At 67.1% G+C, this 16,978-nt stretch carries 18 protein-coding genes and 1 tRNA gene; 9 read left to right on the forward strand and 10 right to left on the reverse strand.

Annotation, left to right across the window (positions count from 1 at the left end; all coding sequences use genetic code 11):
• Positions 1–63 precede the first annotated feature (63 nt).
• A complete protein-coding gene (gene rpoZ, locus E5A73_RS04240; protein ID WP_100282734.1) occupies positions 64–408 on the forward strand; it encodes a DNA-directed RNA polymerase subunit omega in 345 nt (114 codons plus the stop codon).
• Positions 409–461: 53 nt separating this feature from the next.
• On the opposite strand, the gene E5A73_RS04245 is transcribed toward rpoZ, so the two are convergent.
• Both E5A73_RS04245 and E5A73_RS04250 read right to left on the reverse strand, forming a co-directional pair.
• Entirely contained in the window at positions 462–1,142 is a 681-nt protein-coding gene (locus tag E5A73_RS04245) for an RlmE family RNA methyltransferase (protein ID WP_135962578.1), read from the reverse strand.
• A complete protein-coding gene (locus tag E5A73_RS04250) occupies positions 1,139–2,194 on the reverse strand; it encodes a Ppx/GppA phosphatase family protein (RefSeq protein WP_135962579.1) in 1,056 nt (351 codons plus the stop codon). Before E5A73_RS04250 ends, E5A73_RS04245 begins: the two co-directional genes overlap by 4 nt.
• 152 nt (positions 2,195–2,346) lie before the next feature.
• On the opposite strand from E5A73_RS04250, the gene E5A73_RS04255 reads away from it, so the two are divergent.
• Positions 2,347–2,420, forward strand: a tRNA-Gln gene (locus E5A73_RS04255).
• Positions 2,421–2,431: 11 nt separating this feature from the next.
• Here E5A73_RS04255 and E5A73_RS04260 read toward each other — a convergent pair.
• Complete coding sequence (locus E5A73_RS04260; protein ID WP_240700020.1) at positions 2,432–2,995, reverse strand: TlpA family protein disulfide reductase; 564 nt, start codon at positions 2,993–2,995, stop codon at positions 2,432–2,434.
• Between the two features lie 16 nt (positions 2,996–3,011).
• Here E5A73_RS04260 and argH point away from each other — a divergent pair, with 16 nt between their 5' ends.
• From argH to E5A73_RS04285, 5 genes are read left to right on the forward strand one after another with little or no spacing between them, the layout of a single operon-like run.
• Positions 3,012–4,391 (forward strand): argininosuccinate lyase, encoded by a 1,380-nt coding sequence (argH, locus tag E5A73_RS04265; RefSeq protein ID WP_135962580.1) that lies wholly within the window; start codon positions 3,012–3,014, stop codon positions 4,389–4,391.
• Positions 4,391–4,630 carry a hypothetical protein gene (locus E5A73_RS04270; protein ID WP_100284416.1) on the forward strand — a complete coding sequence of 80 codons (240 nt, stop codon included), beginning with the start codon at positions 4,391–4,393 and terminating at the stop codon, positions 4,628–4,630. The genes argH and E5A73_RS04270 overlap by 1 nt, the downstream gene beginning before the upstream one ends.
• Before the next feature lie 9 nt (positions 4,631–4,639).
• Positions 4,640–5,899, forward strand: a complete 1,260-nt coding sequence (gene lysA / locus E5A73_RS04275; RefSeq protein WP_135962581.1) for a diaminopimelate decarboxylase — start codon at positions 4,640–4,642, stop codon at positions 5,897–5,899.
• Positions 5,896–6,654, forward strand: coding sequence for a precorrin-2 dehydrogenase/sirohydrochlorin ferrochelatase family protein (locus E5A73_RS04280; RefSeq protein ID WP_135962582.1), 759 nt, complete (start codon positions 5,896–5,898; stop codon positions 6,652–6,654). The genes lysA and E5A73_RS04280 overlap by 4 nt, the downstream gene beginning before the upstream one ends.
• A complete protein-coding gene (locus E5A73_RS04285; RefSeq protein WP_135962583.1) occupies positions 6,651–7,604 on the forward strand; it encodes a zinc transporter ZntB in 954 nt (317 codons plus the stop codon). Before E5A73_RS04280 ends, E5A73_RS04285 begins: the two co-directional genes overlap by 4 nt.
• On the opposite strand, the gene E5A73_RS04290 is transcribed toward E5A73_RS04285, so the two are convergent.
• Both E5A73_RS04290 and E5A73_RS04295 read right to left on the reverse strand, forming a co-directional pair.
• Positions 7,601–8,185, reverse strand: coding sequence for a response regulator (locus E5A73_RS04290; protein ID WP_135962584.1), 585 nt, complete (start codon positions 8,183–8,185; stop codon positions 7,601–7,603). The two genes, E5A73_RS04285 and E5A73_RS04290, sit on opposite strands and share 4 nt — an antisense overlap.
• Before the next feature lie 74 nt (positions 8,186–8,259).
• Positions 8,260–8,796: an NADPH-dependent FMN reductase gene (locus E5A73_RS04295; RefSeq protein ID WP_135962585.1), complete on the reverse strand. Its 537-nt coding sequence runs from the start codon at positions 8,794–8,796 to the stop codon at positions 8,260–8,262.
• Positions 8,797–8,907: 111 nt separating this feature from the next.
• Here E5A73_RS04295 and E5A73_RS04300 point away from each other — a divergent pair, with 111 nt between their 5' ends.
• The gene (locus E5A73_RS04300; RefSeq protein WP_135962586.1) at positions 8,908–9,525 is read left to right on the forward strand and encodes a YbhB/YbcL family Raf kinase inhibitor-like protein; all 618 of its coding nucleotides are present in this window, start codon (positions 8,908–8,910) and stop codon (positions 9,523–9,525) included.
• Here E5A73_RS04300 and E5A73_RS04305 read toward each other — a convergent pair.
• The 4 genes from E5A73_RS04305 to E5A73_RS04320 form a co-directional block, all read right to left on the reverse strand.
• Positions 9,522–10,379: an SDR family oxidoreductase gene (locus E5A73_RS04305; protein WP_135962587.1), complete on the reverse strand. Its 858-nt coding sequence runs from the start codon at positions 10,377–10,379 to the stop codon at positions 9,522–9,524. The genes E5A73_RS04300 and E5A73_RS04305 overlap by 4 nt on opposite strands.
• A gap of 492 nt (positions 10,380–10,871) precedes the next feature.
• Complete coding sequence (locus E5A73_RS04310; protein ID WP_135962588.1) at positions 10,872–11,903, reverse strand: GGDEF domain-containing protein; 1,032 nt, start codon at positions 11,901–11,903, stop codon at positions 10,872–10,874.
• Positions 11,904–12,036: 133 nt separating this feature from the next.
• A complete protein-coding gene (locus E5A73_RS04315) occupies positions 12,037–12,585 on the reverse strand; it encodes a peroxiredoxin (RefSeq protein WP_135962589.1) in 549 nt (182 codons plus the stop codon).
• A 28-nt stretch (positions 12,586–12,613) separates the two neighbouring features.
• Entirely contained in the window at positions 12,614–13,672 is a 1,059-nt protein-coding gene (locus tag E5A73_RS04320; protein ID WP_135962590.1) for a phospholipase A, read from the reverse strand.
• 66 nt (positions 13,673–13,738) lie between these two features.
• Here E5A73_RS04320 and hisN point away from each other — a divergent pair, with 66 nt between their 5' ends.
• Positions 13,739–14,521 (forward strand): histidinol-phosphatase, encoded by a 783-nt coding sequence (gene hisN, locus E5A73_RS04325; protein WP_135962591.1) that lies wholly within the window; start codon positions 13,739–13,741, stop codon positions 14,519–14,521.
• Between the two features lie 252 nt (positions 14,522–14,773).
• On the opposite strand, the gene E5A73_RS04330 is transcribed toward hisN, so the two are convergent.
• Positions 14,774–16,903 carry an AsmA family protein gene (locus E5A73_RS04330; protein WP_135962592.1) on the reverse strand — a complete coding sequence of 710 codons (2,130 nt, stop codon included), beginning with the start codon at positions 16,901–16,903 and terminating at the stop codon, positions 14,774–14,776.
• Between the last annotated feature and the right edge of the window lie 75 nt (positions 16,904–16,978).

Raw genomic sequence — 16,978 nt, forward strand, 5'->3', positions numbered from 1 at the left:
CATTCCACCACGTCCTGCCTAAGTGCCGCCCCTCTCCCGAATTCCCAAATCAAGGAAGCGTAGATGGCGCGCGTCACAGTCGAGGATTGCGTCGACAAGATCCCGAACCGGTTTGATCTGGTGTTGTTCGCAGCCCAGCGCGCCCGGCAGATCTCGGGCGGCGCCGAGCTGACCCTCGATCGCGACCGCGACAAGAACCCGGTGGTCGCGCTTCGCGAAATCGCCGAAGAGACCGTCCATCCGGCGCATCTCGAGGAATCGGTCGTCTCCGGCCTCCAGCGTGTCCAGATCGACGACGAGGAAGCACCCGACGAAGTCGGCTCGCTGGCCCAGTCGGCCGAGGCGCTCCGTCTCACTGCCGCGGCCCCGCCGCGCAACCAGAATCTGGGCGCCGACTACGAAGGCTGAGCCTTCAGGCGACCAATCGAAAACGGCCCCCGGAGCGATCCGGGGGCCGTTTTTCATTCCGGGGTTTCGACCGCCAGTCCCTTGAACCCCTGCGCCACTACGAACCACTCGACCGAGCCCTTGCGGCTGGCGGGTGGCTTGGCGTGCTTCACCGTAGTGAAATTGCGTTTCATTTCGGCGACCAGCGCCGAATCGGCGCCGCCGGCGAACACCTTGGCGACGAAGCCACCGCCCGGTGCCAGCGTGCGGATCGCGAAATCGAGCGCGGCTTCGACCAGGCCGAGCGTGCGCAATGCGTCGGTCTGGGCGTGGCCCACCGTATTGGCCGCCATGTCCGACAGGATCAGATCGGGTGCGCCGCCGAGCTCCTCGATCAGGCGGTCGGGTGCGGCATCGTCCATGAAGTCCATCTGGAGGATCGTCGCGCCGTCGATCGGATCGACCGGGAGCAAGTCGATCCCCACCACCGCCGCCTTGGGCAACCGCTTGCGCACCAACTGGGTCCAGCCGCCCGGCGCGATGCCGAGGTCGATCACGCGCTTGGATCCCTTGAGGAAGTCGAACTTCTCGTCGAGCTCGAGCAATTTGTAGACCGCGCGGCTGCGATAGCCCTCGGCCTTGGCGCGCTTGACATAGGGATCGTTGAGCTGGCGCTCGAGCCAGCGATTCGATTGCGGGGTGCGCCCCCGCGAAGTCTTGACGCGGGTATGCCCGCGTCCGCCGCCACGGCTCATAGCCGGTCTCCATTCATCAGACGCCGCAATATGCCTTCGCGAATGCCGCGATCGGCGATCCCGAGCCGTTCGGCGGGCCAGAAATCGATGATCGTCTCGAGAATCGCGCAGCCCGCCACCACCAGGTCGGCGCGCTCGGCGCCGATGCACGGCACCTGCGAACGCTCCGCCATGCTCATTCCCGCGATCCGCCGGCTGACGTCGCGCATCGCCGCGGCGGGCACGATCAGCCCGTCGACCACCGAGCGATCGTACGCCGGCAGGCCGAGATGGACGCTCGCCAGCGTGGTGACGGTGCCCGACGTGCCGAGCAGGCGCCGCGTGCCCTTGGGGGTCCGCAACCGCGCGACGAACGGCGCGAAGCTCTCCGAGACGCGCGCGCGCATATCGGCATAGACCGCGGCGCCATGGTGGGCGCCGTCGGCGAGGCCGGTGGCCTCGGTCAGCGATACCACCCCCCACGGCGCGCTGTGCCAGTCGAGGATGCGCGGCACCGCCGCGCGCGAATCGACCAGCACGAGTTCGGTCGAGCCGCCGCCGATATCGAACACCAAAGCCGGCCCGTCGCCGGGCTCGAGCAGCGCATGACAGCCCAATACCGCGAGCCGCGCTTCTTCCTCGGCCGTGATGATGTCGAGCGCGATCCCGGTCTCGTGATAGACGCGCTCGATGAACTCGGCGCCGTTCGAGGCTTGGCGGCACGCCTCGGTCGCCACCGAGCGCGCCAGCGCCACGTTGCGCCGCTTGAGCTTGTCGGCGCAGATCCGCAGCGCCGCAAGCGTGCGATCGATCGCCGCGTCGGAAAGTCTGCCGCTGGCGGCAAGGCCTTCGCCCAGCCGCACGATCCGCGAAAAGGCGTCGATGACGGTGAATCCCGTCCCTTGCGGCTTGGCGATCAGCAGCCGACAATTGTTGGTGCCGAGGTCGAGCGCCGCGAAATGGCGCGATTCGGGCCAGCGCGCACGCCCCTGCCGCTCGACTGGTGCTTTGGGTATCGGCAGAGCGGAACCGCCGCTCTGGCCACGGGGCACTCTGGCTGGGCCATCCCCCATTACAATCACTCGCTTATATTCTGTTCCGTCTCGGCCACATGCGACCGTCCGGTGCTTGGCAGCATGGCTAGCGCAGCCGCGCGGGTGGAGCAAGGCGCGGTCGAGAGCGGCGTTGACACCGCCGAGATGTCGCCCTATTTCGCCGGCCCTGTTGCCCCGTCGTCTAAAGGTAAGACTACGGACTCTGACTCCGTTAATTGAGGTTCGAATCCTCACGGGGCATCCAGACTTTCCTGCTCATCGCGCCTCGGCGATCAGCTTCGCGGCGGCGTCACCGGTCCAGTCGGTGTCGCCGAGTATCCGCCAGACTTCGCGGCCCGCCGAATCGTAGAGGATCGTAGTCGGCAGATTGACGCCCAGCTGGGTGCTGAACGCCGTCTCGGTGTCGATATAGGGCTGGAGCTTCTTGAATTTCTTCTCGGCGAAGAACGGCGCGACCTTTGCGGGTTCGAAATCCTGGCTTACCGTCAGCACTTGAAGCGTGTCGCCGGCTCGCACCGCCAACGCGTCGAGCGTCGGCAGTTCCTTGACGCAGGGCGCGCACCACGTCGCCCACAGGTTGAGCAGCACCGGCTTGCCGCGAAAATCGGCGAGCGTCCGCTTCTTGCCGCCGGCGTCGACAAAGGGAATCGCGGGTGCGGCCTCGCCCTTGTGGCTGCGGTCGAGCTTGTCGAGCTTGATCGGCGCGGCGGCGGGGGCGGCGACATTCGTGCCCTGCGCTTGCTGCTTGGTCCCGGATTGCCTATCGCAGCCGCCGATCAGGCCTGCTGCCACGAGGAGAAATGCGATAGTCGAGCGCAAGCATAGCTCCAATGCGATGTGGGGGGGGCGGTTCGCCGAAGGCCCGTCCGCCGTCATGCGTGAGATAAACGCGTCCATCCCCTTCGACAAGCGGATGTGGCGGCAGGATTTGCGCGGCTCGCAAGCGCATGTCGCGATGCTCGGCAGGCAGGGCATCGTTTCGGCCGAGGACGCTGTGCGCATCGCCGAGGGGCTGGCGCAGGTCGCCGCCGAGTTCGAGGCCGAGGGCGTTCCCGACGATCTCGCGCTCGAGGACATCCACATGCTCGCCGAGGCGCGGCTCGCGGACCTGATCGGGCCCTCGGCCGGCCGGCTCCACACCGCACGCTCGCGCAACGACCAGGTCGCGACCGACTTCCGGCTGTGGGTGCGCGACGCGATCGACCAGGCCGAGGCGGCATTGGGCGTGCTGCAGGACGCCTTGCTGGCGCGCGCCGAAGAGCATGCCGAAAGCGTGATGCCCGGCTTCACCCATCTCCAGAGCGCGCAGCCCGTGACGCTCGGCCATCATCTGATGGCCTATTTCGAGATGTTCGCGCGCGATCGTTCGCGGCTGGCCGACGCACGTGTCCGGATGAACCTGTGCCCGCTCGGCTCGGCCGCGCTTGCGGGCACCGGCTTTCCGCTCGACCGCGACGCCACCGCCGCGGCGCTCGGCTTTGACGGCCCGACGCGCAATTCGCTCGATTCGGTGTCGGACCGCGACTTCGCGATCGAATATCTCACTGCGGCGGTCCAGTGCAGCCTGCACCTCAGCCGCCTTGCCGAGGAATTCGTGATCTGGGCGAGCCAGCCCTTCGGCTTCGTCAGCCTGTCGGACCAATGGTCGACCGGCAGCTCGATCATGCCGCAGAAGCGCAACCCCGATGCCGCCGAGCTGGTACGCGGACATTCGGGGCGGATCGCCGGCGCGCTGGTCAGCCTGATGATGACGATGAAGGGCCTGCCTTTGGCCTATTCGAAGGACATGCAGGACGACAAGCCGCCGGTATTCGAGGCGCATGACCTGCTCGGGCTGTGCATCGCCGCGATGACCGGGATGATCGAAAGCGCGACCTTCCGGACCGATCGCATGCGCGGGCTCGCCGAATCGGGCTATGCCACCGCCACCGATCTCGCCGACTGGCTGGTACGCGAGGCAGGCGTGCCGTTCCGCGAGGCGCACCATATCACCGGGCGCGCCGTCGCCGCTGCGGAAGCGCAGGGCACCCGGCTCGATCAGTTATCGCTCGATGCACTCAAGGAAATCGACGCGCGGATCGACGATCGCGTATATGGCGTGCTCAGCGTCGATGCTTCGGTGAACAGCCGGACCAGCTTCGGCGGGACTGCGCCGGTGCGGGTTCGCGCGGCGATCGCTGCGGCCCGCAAGGGTCGCGAGGAGGAAGGACGATGATGCGCGAGCTGTTGCTGCTCACCGCGATGCTGGCGCTGGCCGGCTGCGGCGCGCGCGAAGGTCTCAAACCGGCGGAAGGCGCGTCGCTGCCCCCCGCGCCTTATGGCGCGACTGCGACTCCCACGCCCGATGACTTGCTCAAGCCGCCGGTGCAGACGCGTCCGGCGCGGAGCGACGACCTCATCGAAAGCACGGACAAGCGGCGCACCGACAAGTTCGACTTGCCGCCGCCCAACTGACGGAATCCCATGGACCATTTCAATCTGATCGACGGCGAACTGCACGTCGAGGAAGTGCCGCTCGCGCGCATTGCCGAGGCAGTCGGCACGCCCGTCTATGTCTATTCGGCTGCGACTTTCCAGCGGCACGCCCGTGCCTTTCGCGACGGCCTGGCCGCGATCCCGCGGGCGCATTTCGCCTTCGCGGTGAAAGCCAACCCCAATCTCGCGGTGCTGCGCCTGCTCGCCAATGAAGGCTTCGGCGCCGATGTCGTCTCGGGCGGCGAGCTGGCGCGCGCGCTGGCGGCGGGGATGGCGGCGAAGGATGTCGTCTTTTCGGGAGTCGGCAAGACCCGCGCCGAGCTCGACCAGGCGCTCAGCGTCGGCATCGGCCAGTTCAACCTTGAGCTCGAAGAGGAAGGCGTCGTGCTGTCGCAGCTCGCCGCCGCGCGCGGTCTTCGCGCGCCGGCGACGATCCGCGTCAATCCCGATGTCGACGCCGGGACGCACGAAAAGATTTCGACCGGCCGCGCCGAGAACAAGTTCGGCCTGCCGATCGACGAAGCGCCGGCGATCTTCGATCGGCTGGCGCCGCTGCCCGGCCTCAACCTGCGCGGCATCGCGGTCCATATCGGCAGCCAGCTCCAGAGCCTCGCGCCGCTCGAGCGCGCCTTCGAGCGGGTGGGCAAGCTCGTCGCCGATCTGCGGGCTGCCGGGCACACCATCACCCATGTCGATCTCGGCGGTGGCCTCGGCGTGCGCTATCGCAAGGACGACAATCCACCCTCGCCGGCGGAATTCGGCGCGATGGTCGCGCGGGTCACGCGTGGCTGGGACGTCGAATTGATGTTCGAGCCGGGCCGGGTGATCGCGGCCAATGCCGGGGTGCTGCTCACCGAAATACTGTGGGTCAAGCCGGGGGCGATCCATCCCTGGGTGATCGTCGATTCGGCGATGAACGATCTCGCGCGTGTAGCCCTCTATGACGCGTATCACGATTTCGAAGCGGTGCGGCCGAGCGGCGAGACGATGATCGCCAACGTGGCCGGCCCGGTCTGCGAAAGCAGCGACGTCTTCGCCAAGGCGCGCGAGATCGACCTGGTCAAGTCTGGCGATCTCGCCGTCCTGCGCAGCGCGGGCGCCTATGGCGCGACGATGGCGAGCACCTACAACAGCCGCCCGCTCGTCCCCGAAGTGCTCGTCTCGGGCAACAGGTTCGAGATCGTCGCGGGCCGGATCTCGGCCGAGGCGATCATGGCCGAGGAACATGTCCCGGACTGGCTGAAATGAGCCTCGCCGCCTTGCCGATCTTCGTGAAGCTGGCGGGGCGGCCGGTGATCCTGATCGGCGAAGGCGAGGCTGCAGACGCAAAACGTCGCCTGCTCGAACGCGCCGGCGCGCAGGTGGTGGGTGAGGCGGTGGAAGCGGCGCTGGCGATCGTCGCGGTCGACGACCCCGAGCCGATCGTCGCGCGGCTGCGCAGCCGCGGCATATTGGTCAACGCCGTCGATCGCGCGGAGCTTTGCGATTTCACGCTTCCGGCGATCATCGACCGCGATCCGGTGCTGATCGCCATCGGTACCGGCGGGGTTTCGGCGGGGCTCGCCGCGGCGCTTCGCCAGCGGCTCGAATTGGCGCTTCCCGCATCGCTTGGCCGGTTGGCGAGAGGACTGGCGGCGGCAAGGCCGGCGATGCGGAGCCGATGGCCCGATGGCGGGGAGCGTCGCCGCGCATTCGGCGCCGCGCTCGCCGGGCCGCTCGATCCGCTCGTCGATCAGCCGGAGGATGCGGTGGAGCGCTGGCTGATCGATGCGGCGGCGCCTCCCGTCGCGCTGCTCCGTTTCCGGCTTGCCTCGCCCGATGTCGACGATCTGACGCTGCGCCAGGCGCGGGCGCTTGCGCAGGCCGATCGGGTCTTCCATCATCCTGATGTGCCCGAGGCGATACTCGACCGCGCGCGCGCCGATGCGGTGCGAATCGCATGCGACGCGGCGCCGATTGCGCCCGGCACCGGGCTGTCGGTCTATCTCGAGATGCACGCGTGAGCGGCTTCGCTTATGTCGTGCGCGGCGGCGCGGTCGAATCGCCGCCGCTCAAGCAGGCAGTGGGGGTTCATGCCGATCTGGTCTGGACCCACCTCACCACCAATGACGAACGCGCCAAGGCATGGCTGGAGGGCGAGGCCGGGCTCTCGCTGTACGTCGTCGAGGCGCTGACCGCGGTCGAGACGCGTCCGCGCTGCGATTCGGTGGGCGACGGCGCAGTGATCAACCTGCGCGGACTTTCCACCGAAGCGCTCGCCGCCTCGGATCCGCTCGCCTCGATCCGGATCTATGCGCAGGGCGGCTCGGTCTTCTCGGTCACGCGCAACACGCTGAATGCGCTCCACCCGGTGCGCGAACAGGTGGCGGCGGGCAAGATCCTCGATCCCGGCGATCTGATCGCCGCGCTGGCGCAGGCGATCACGGAGGAGCTCGATCCGGTCGTCGCGGATCTCGGCGACTCGCTCGACGATTGCGAGGAGCAGATTGCGACGGGGCATCTTTTTCAGCTGCGGCGCGTGGTCAATCGCACGCGCAGCCAGGCGATCGGCTTTCGCCGCTTCCTCAATCCGCAGCGTGCCGCGCTCGAAAGGCTGGCGGGGATCCCGGGCGACTGGTTGGGCGACGACGATCGGCTCCATTTATCTGCCGCCGCCGATCGTGCCGCGCGGATGGCCGAGGAGCTGGAGGCAATTCGCGAGCGCGCCGCGCTGACCCACGAGACGCTCACCGATCTGCGCGCCGAGCAGATCGATCAGCGCTCGCTGATCATCGCGATCGTGGCGATGGTGTTCCTGCCGCTGACCTTCATCACCGGGCTGCTGGGGATGAATGTCGCCGGCATCCCGTTCGCGCACGAGGCCTGGGCATTCTGGGGCGTGTTCTGGATCTGCGTAGTGATTGCCGTGGTGATCACGGCCTATTTCGTCGCGCGGCACTGGTTCGAGCGTTAGGCGGCGGTCCGCCGGCTGGCGAGCTCGTCGTTCAACTCGGCTATCGCGCCCAGCAGCCGGACGCGGTCGGCGCGGGCGGCGGCAAGCTCGGCCTGTGCCTCGCCCAGTTCGATTGCGCGCGCGGCGATCCGCGCGTCGAGCGCAAGATTGGAGCGCTTGAGTTCCTCGATCCGACCGGCGCGTGTAAGCGAGCGTTCGATGCGCGCGGCGAGGACGTCGAAGGCGGCGGGCTTGGCAAGCCAGTCATCGGCTCCCGCGGCAAATGCCTCGACGGCGCAGTCATGGCTACCGAGTATGATGACCGGCAGATCGGCGGTCTCGTGCGATCCGCGAATCTCTTTGAGCATGTGCAGCGCCCCGGTCTCCGGCACGAGCCCGTCGATCAGCACGAGGTCGAAGCCGCGGGCGGAAACGAGTTCGAGCACCTGGCACGCCGAATCGCCGAGCACGACGAGATAGCCGAGACTACCCAGCCGCTGGGCGATCTCGTTCAGGCTCGTCCGGCAGCTGCCTGCCGCGAGCACGGTGCGTACTGCCTTGCGGCGCGCTCCGGTGAAAGCCTGGCTCGAAGCCTGCTTCATTTGCGTCTCGAACCCCCCGGTTTCAAACCACGTTGTTAGCCGAGCAGCCCTCTCGAAAGCATTAAGCGCAGCGATCAGCGCCGCAGAAAGTCGAAGATCTGCCCGACCATCGCCTCCATCTGCGGCTGGCATTTGGCAACTGCGTCGCCTGCCTCCGCGGTGTTGATCGCCAGCCCCATCGGCGTCGGCCAGCCGCGCAGCGAATGGGTGATGGTGCGCAGCGCCTGCAGCGTCGACACCGCCGCTTGCCAGCCGGCCGCGGTTGCGATCAGCCCGACCGGCAGGCCGTCGAAATAGACGCGTTCGTCGCCGCGCAACTGCTCGATATAATCGAGCGCGGTCTTGACCAGTCCAGACAGCGTTCCGTGATAGCCCGGCGAGCCCACGATCACCGCATCGGCGCTGCGCAATGCCTCCAGGTAGCGGCCGATCGACGGATTACCTTCGGCATTGCCCGGCTCGTAATGGGGAAAGGCGATATCGTCCCCGGTGAGCAACGTGGTGCGCGCGCCGCGTGCTGCGGCGATATGCAATGCTTCGGCGAGGAGCCGTCCGGTCGCGGATTCGGATCGTAACGTTCCGCCCAGGGCGACGATATGGGGTGCGCTCATGCCATTCGCGCTAGCTCAAAGCGAGACGGCGCGCCAGCATGCAGCGAAGAGTCTCGGAACGGATAACCGGCCCGACTCGATCGTTGATGGCTCGATAGACAGGAGACGCCGATGCTCGAACATGTTCCCCATTGGCTGGGCAGCGCGCTCAAGGGCCTGCGCGCCGGCTCGGACAAGCTGGCGATTGCACAGGCCGACCTCGGCGGGTTCGAAGCGCTGCATCTCGCGAGCCCCGCTTTCGCCAACGGCGCGCGGCTACCCGAGCGCTTCACCGCCGATGGCGAGGGCGTATCGCCGCCCTTATTCTGGACGGGCGTGCCGGAGGACGCCGAGCGGCTGGTGTTGATCGTAGAGGATCCCGATGCGCCCGCGCCGCAGCCGCTGGTGCATGCAGTCGTCTGGGATCTGCCGCCGCACGAAGGCGAGCTCAAGGAAGGCGCGATCCGGCCCGACGGCGCAGGGAGCATCAGCGGCAGCGATGTCGGCCGCAACAGCTATCTCGGCGAAGGCTGGCTGCCGCCCGATCCTCCGACCGGGCACGGGCCGCACCATTATGCCTTTCAGCTGTTCGCGCTCGCCGCAGGCCCCGATGTCGGCGAGACGCCCGGTCGCGGCGCGATCGTAAAGGCGATGGCCGGGCGGGTCCTCGCCGCCGGGCTGCTCACCGGAACGTACTCGCGTGGCGAGGAGGCAGGGGTCGGACCCATTGGAAGCCTTGTCCCCGCCTAGCCGTTGACGATGGTACCGCCGTTCGGGTGGAGCACCTGGCCCGACATGTAGCTGGCATCCTCGCAGGCGAGGAACAGGAAGCTCGGGGCGACTTCGTTGGGCTGGCCGGGGCGGCCGATCGGCGTGTCTTCGCCGAACGTCTCGAGCTTTTCGGGACTTGCGCCGCCCATCGGATTGAGCGGAGTCCAGATCGGCCCGGGGGCGACAGCGTTCACGCGGATCTGCTTTTCGATGAGGTTCTCGGAAAGGCTGCGCGTGAAGGCGGTGATTGCGCCCTTGGTGCTCGAATAATCGAGCAGCTCCTTCGAGCCCTGATACATGGTCACCGAAGTGCAGTTCACGATCGCGGCGCCTGGCTTAAGATGCGGCATCGCGGCCTGGACCATGAAGAACATCCCGAAGATGTTGGTTTGGAAGGTGCGCTTGAGCTGCGCCTCGGTGATGTCGGTGATCTCTTTGTCGGGGTGCTGCTCGCCGGCATTGTTGACCAGCACGTCGATGCGGCCGAATTTCTCGATCACCTCGGCGATGGCGCGGTCGCAGAACGCCTTGTCGCCGACATCGCCGGCGATGGTCAGCGCCTCGCGGCCTTCGGAACGGACGATGTCCGCAGTCATCGCGGCATCGTCATGCTCGCAGAGATAGAGGATCGCGACATGCGCGCCTTCGCGGGCATAGAGCGCGGCGACGGCGCGGCCGATGCCGCTGTCCGCGCCGGTGATCACGGCCACCTTGTCCTGCAATCGGCCGGAGCCGGGGTAACGCGGTTCCCAATCGGGCTTGGGCTCGAGCGCGCTCTCATGTCCGGGCAGCGCATCCTCGTGGATCATTTCGATCGTCTCGGTATCGCTCATCGGCTTGCTCCAGAAGGGAAACTTCGCCGAGAGAAATGGTGCGGAACGCCGGAGGTTCCGTTCAAGGGCAGGGTTCAGCCGAAGAGAGCCGAACCCTGCGTCGTGGTGGCGACGATCATCGTCGCGGTGAGGCCGAAAGCGGCGAGCCCGAGCAGGGCGCTGCGGATCATGGTGATCTTTTCCATGGTCATGCGATCGGCAGGACGGGCGTCGAATAGACGACGAAGGCGGCAGTGAAGAGCAAAGCGCCGACGACGGAGAGCGCTTGGTGGAACGAAGAAAGACGAGCGGTCATTGAACTAACTCCCTGGTGATCGGCGGGCCGGACCATCCGGCTACCGATGCCAGAGTGTTAGCAGGGAGCGTGCCAACTTCGTTAAGTGGCTGTAAACGCTAGAAGTGCCGTAACGTGGAGCCGCGATGTTGGGAAAACTCACATCCGAGTTGGCGTAAATTACCAATCGGAAGTGAACACTGCGTGTTCGGTTCCGGTCAGTCGATGTGGAGGCGATTCCGTCCCGCGGTCTTGGCGGCGTAGAGCAGGCGATCCGCCCGGTGGAAAACCGTCGACAGCCCGTCGCCGGGCAGCGCCGCCGAAATGCCCGCCGAGAACGTGATCGCCCCCAACGGCGCGTCGCTCTCGCGCAGCCGATAGCGTTTGGTCGCCACCTTCACCCGGGCGGCATCCAGGATCTCGCGCGCCGCCATCAGATCGACACCGCTGAACAGCACGGCGAATTCCTCGCCGCCGTAACGCGCGACCAGGTGCCCGGAGCAGGTGTTGCTCAGCGCCTCGGCGATCGCCTTGAGAACGCGGTCTCCCACCGCGTGGCCGAAGCGGTCGTTGACCGACTTGAAGTGGTCGACGTCGCACACCCCGACGCAGATCGGCGCGCCCGATGCCGACTGGGCTTTATAGGCTTCCTCGAGAGCGCGCCGGTTGGGCAGATCGGTGAGCGGATCGCGCCGGGCATTGTCGCGCGCTTCCTCGAGCTCGCGGCGCAGCTCGCTGGCCTCCTGCGTCGCCGATTCGAGCCGCGCCTCGGCGCTGCGCACGCGCCCGAGCATGCCCGCGGTGATCCGCGCGACTTCGTCGATGAGCGGCGCGCCGCTGCCGGCGGTGGAGCGCGAGATCGCCTCCGCGCTGGCGGCGAGATCGCGGCCGAAATCCTCGGTCTCGGCGCGCATCGCCGTCACCATGTCCTGAAAGCCCTCGACTTGCATCTGGGTCCGGGCGACGAGCCCGTCGGCTTTCTCCTTGGCGCCCTTGGCGGCGGCACTCGGCTGGATCTCGCAGCCCAGGGTCTCGATGTCGCGCTGGGTGAGGCGGACGCCGCCGTCGGTCAGCGCAGTGACCGCGCGGGCCAGCGGCCCTTCCGGGTTGGCGAGCAAATGGTAAGCGAACGCATAATTGGCGGGATCAGCGTCGAGGCGCTGATCGACCAGGAAATCGCCGATTCGGTCGTAAAGGCGGCGCGACGTATCGCTTTCCCGTGCCGCCCGGACCGCCCTTGCGCCGGCCATAGGCTCTAACCTCTGCTTCTCAAGTTGCGGACGAGCTTGCGGTCCCGCCCGCATATTCTTGAACCAGCGAATTAGCGGCAAACTGCTAACATACAGTGAGCGAAGCTCCCCAAGCGTGGCGGGCGGGGCCCCGTCAGCCGCGCTTGGCAGCCTTCAGCTTGCGCACTGCGGCCAGCGTCAGCCGGATATGGTCGGCCGGGTTCATGTCGGTATGCGCGAAGACGATTCGGCCACCCGGCGCGATCACATAGCTGGTGCGGCTGGTGACCGTCGTCGGCGTGCCGTCGGGCTTCCTGAGCAGCACGTCATAGCCCTTGATCACCGCCGGGCTCGCCGCGGCGACGGCGAACTTGCCCGCGCAATGCTCGCTCGAGAATCGCGCGAGCTGGTCGACATTGCCCGCGGTCATGCCGATCACGGTTGCGCCGGCCGCCGTGAAATCGGGGAGCGCCGCGGCAAAGGCTGCCGCTTCGGCATTGCATCCGCCGGTGAATGCCGCCGGGAAGAAATAGAGCACGACAGGGCCCTTCTTGAGTGCGGCGCTGAGGTTCACATTATACGGCTTGCCGGCCATCGCGCCCGGCGCGGCGAAGGCGGGAGCCACTGCGCCAGGGGCGAGCGCCGCTTCGACCGGCAGCGCCAATGGCAGCAGCAGCGCAGCGAGGAGAAGCTTGATCCGCATGGCATCACTCCTTGAGTGCACGGCCGGCCTATCGCGTCAGTGCGATGCCGATCCGCGCGTGGGTACCGTTGCGACGATAATCGTCGAGCGCTTCACCATAGCCGGTAAAGGCCTGGCCGAAGAGATAGAATCCGACGCCGCCGCCCAAAGGTGCCAGCGGGTAGGAGGCGAACAATTCGGCGCCAGCGCGCCTGGTGTCGAAATTGCCGCGGCCGGTGAGCGCGATCTTGAGCCCGTCCTTCTGGCGGATCGCGGCGGTTATCGCGGTATAGCCGAAATAGTCCTTCACGTCGGGCGCGACGCCGAGCTTGCCGACATAGAACCATGCCTGCGGCGCGACATCGAGATGCCAGTCGCCGCCGAGATCGAAGCTCTTCTCGACTCGGGCGAAAACGCGGTTGAGATCAACCGAGTCGCGCGCGCCGCGACCGTTCGAATCGTGGCGGAAGCCGAGCGCGACCCGTGTGGACTCGTCGAAAGGAATGTCGGCGTAGATTTCGGGGGCATAATTGGTCGAGCGAAACGGGCCCGAGGCCTCGCGCAGCGCCCAGAACATCGTCTGGGTATAAGCGAAGCGCAGATTGCCGAGCTTGAGCGGCGCATCCTCGGCGAACGGCCGGAAGGCGAAGCTGACTTGCAGCTTGCCGCCCGCATCGCCGGTGCCGAACACGCCGTAGATCGGCTCGTGCGGCTCGAAGCGATCTACGAAGCCGGCGGAGGTGCCGGTCGAGCTCTGGACCACGGTTTCCTCTGCCGGGATCTTCGCCGCCGCGTGCTGATCGGCAGGCGGGACCGCAATTCCGGCGATTCCCACGGGGACATAGCGCGCCTTAGCAAAGCCCCCCGGGGCGATGGTCGCCGTCGGGCCTGGTGCGCGTTCGAGCACCAGGCGGGTGCCGTCGACTGCGGTGACTTCGATCTGGCGCGGCCCGGCTTCGGCGATCGGTGCCGCGGTCTCGTTGACCAGGAACACCTCCACCCCGCGCAGCGCCTCGGCTTCGGAAGCCGGCTGCGCGGGCACGGCACGCACCTGCGCGAGCGCGGACGGGGCAGCGACGAGGCCGAGAAACACGAGGAGCAAGCGCATGGCCGAAACGACTGGCAGCGCTTTGCGGCCTTGGCGAGTCAAAAACGGGCGCGTAGGGCGGTTGCCATGCCCGTTTCCGCCAATGACGTCGCGCTCGCCGAGCGCCTTGCCGAAGCCGCCGGCGCCGCGATCCGCCCGCGCTTTCGCGGCTCCTTCGGGCTCGAGGCCAAGGAGGATCTGTCGCCGGTGACGCTCGCCGATCGCGAAGCCGAAGAGGCGATGCGCCGGCTGATCATCGCCGAACGTCCGATGGACGGCATCATCGGCGAGGAATTCGGCACGCGCGACGGCAGCAGCGGCCGGCAATGGGTGCTCGATCCAATCGACGGCACCCGCGCCTTCATCGCCGGGCGGCCGATCTTCGGCACGCTGATCGCGTTGATCGAGGACGGCTGGCCGCTGCTCGGGATCATCGACCAGCCGATCATCGGCGAACGCTGGCTCGGCGTCACCGGGCGACCGACTCTGTTCAACGGCAAGCCCGCCCAGGCGCGCGCCTGCCGCGATCTCAAGCATGCGATCCTCGCGACGACCTCGCCCGCCTTGTTCGACGATGCGCAGCTCCATGCCTTCGAGCATCTCGACGCCGCGGTGACGAGCACGGTGCTTGGCGGCGACTGCTACAATTATGGATGCGTCGCCAGCGGCTGGATGGACGTGGTGGTCGAGGCCGGGCTCAAGCTCCACGATTTCGCGGCGTTGGTGCCCGTAGTCGAGGGCGCGGGCGGGCGGATGTGCGACTGGCAGGGCGATCCGCTCCATGCCGGCAGCAACGGCGAAGTGATCGCCGCGGGCGATCCGGCGCGAATCGAGGACATCCTCGAGGCACTGGCCTGCCGGGGGCATTGAGCGCGGCACGGTAGCGACCGGCAATGCGCCCGACGTTGCGCAGCGCGGGCATCAAAGGTCACACCAAGGTCACACTGTCGCGCACGTTTCGCGGAGGTGCCTGCTATGTCAAAGAGCTTGCGCTGGGCCACGCCGCACACAAGCAGGCGAAATCCTACATTGCAAGCGGTGACGGTCCGGAGTGCGGGGTGACGCCGGATAGGTTTCGTTCTTAGCGACGCTTGCGCTCGACAGTGACAGGCGTGCACGGGTTCAGAAGATCCCGAGGAACTTCTTGCGCTGCTTCTGGCGATCGCCCTTCGAGCGCTTGCCGTCTTCGGACTTGGCGGTGGTGCCCTTGCCGACATCGTCGCGGGGCTTGCCCTTGTCGGTGCGCTGGCCGCGCGCCGAGGCGCCGGCCAGCACCGGGCCGCAATCGGCGGCCTTCGCATCGCCGACGTCGACGAATGCGATCACCGCCGCGAGCGGGCTGGCGACGAGCGCGAGGCCGAGCCCGGCACCGGCGCGGCCGAGCAATTCGGGGCTGACCACGTTGAAGTTCGGCCGCGCGAAATAGCCGCCGATGCCGACCGGCGACTGACCGGCGAACAGGCTGAACTTCTTGCTGTCGGCGCGGAAGGCGAGGTCGAGCGTCTCGTTCTTGAAACTGAACCCGCCCCGGCCCAGCATCACGCTCTTTTCGGTATCGATCAGGATGGGATCGGCGGCGGCGATGCCGCCCCGCACGCTGAATCCGATCAGCCCGCAATTGATCTGCACCGGCTCCTTCAATTTCTTTTCGAACATCTTCTGGACGAAGGTGCCGATGTCGAGCTCGGCGAGCTGGATGTTGCGCGTCCAGAAGCTCCCCTTGGGCAGGATCACTGCGATGCGGCCGTTCGAATTGGCGAGCGAGTCATGGACGCTGTTGCCCGTCCCGGTCAGCTGGACGCGCGCCTTCAGAGTGCCGGTGGTGCCCGATTCCTCCACGCCGAAGCCGGCCAGCAGCACGCCCATCGGGGTGGGCGAAAGGCGGATGTCGTAATCGGTGAAGACGGGGCTGCGGCGGGCGTTGATCGTGATGTCCGAATTGACCGTGCCGCGCGCGAGGCTGAAATTGAGCGGACTGAGCTTGAGCAGGCGGTTATCGAGATCGAGCCCCAGCGTGATGTTCGAAATCGGCAATTTCTCGGCGCGGACAGTGCGCACCGTCCAATTGACCTTGGCGTCGAAATTCTTGAGTGCCTCTACGCGCAGCGGCGCATCGGGCAGGATGCGCGGCGTGCCCGCGGTCTGCACCACCACCGCGCCCGCCGCGGATTGCTCGGGCGTGTAGCCGATGAACGGCCCGGCATCGATAATGTCGAGCACGCGGGTCGAGAGATCGGCGGTGAGCAGCAGCCGGGGCTCCTTGAGCGCCGCGGTGAACTTGCCCGACAAGTCGCTGTCGCCGAAGCGGCCGCGCATGCCCGTGAAGCGCCATTCGTCGCCTGCCTTGGTCAGCGCCGAACGGAGGCGATAATTGCGCGTGTCGGGGACGGCGATGCCGAACACTGCGAAGATGTCGGCAAGGTTGCGGCCGCGTGCGTCGACATGGAGGTCGGCGCCTTCGATCTCGGTCGCGCCGGGCAGCGTGCCCGAGACGTCGATCGCGGTGCGCACGCCCTCGACATGGAGCTGGAGCTTGTTCGAACCGCCCGAGACGGTGGCATTGGGGCTGAGCAGCGCGCCGTTCAGCGTGAAGCGCGTGCCGCGGGCGGTGCCGTTGCCGTCGAAGCGGATGGCGCTGTCGACCTTGGTCTCGGTCGCCTCGACGGTGTGGACGCGGATCCCAGCCTCGATTTGCATCCGCGGATCGAGATAGCGGACCAGCGTGCCCTGGATCAGCGCGCGGCGAATCGCAGGGAGCTCGAACGGATCGCCTTTCTCCTTCTTCTCGTTGAAGGTCCAGGTGTTGCGCTGGTGCGCCTTGTCCCATTGCAAGTCGACATGGCCATCGTCGAGGCCGACCCAGTTGAACCGGTATTTGTGGGTGAACAGGCTCCAGGTGGAAATGCGCGTGTCGATTTTCCTGGCCGAGAAGAAATTGCCGCGGCCTGCCCATTCGGGGTTCGAGATGGTCAGCCCCTCGGCGAGGAACTTGACGTTGAACGGCGCGAAATAGAGCTGGAAGTCGCCCGCCACCTTGACCTGGCGATGGGTCTGCCCGGCGGCGATCTTCTCGAAGCTGTGCTTGAGGAAGCGGCCCTTGGTGACGAACAGCACCGTCCAGCCGAGGACGAGCAGGCCGAGGATCGTCGTGACCACCGCGATGACGCTGGCCAGCGGCGTGCCGAGCGTGCGGGCAGGCTTTGCCGGTGGAGCCGATTGGGCAGTGGTAATGGATTCGTCACGATCGGTCATCGAGGGGAAAAGCTTGTAGACCCTGAGGGTTCCGCGCTCGGCCTGCCTGAGCCAACCAGACTGTTCGCCCTGCGC

The organism is Sphingomonas gei, from assembly GCF_004792685.1.
Taxonomy (GTDB): Bacteria; Pseudomonadota; Alphaproteobacteria; order Sphingomonadales; family Sphingomonadaceae; genus Sphingomonas; species Sphingomonas gei.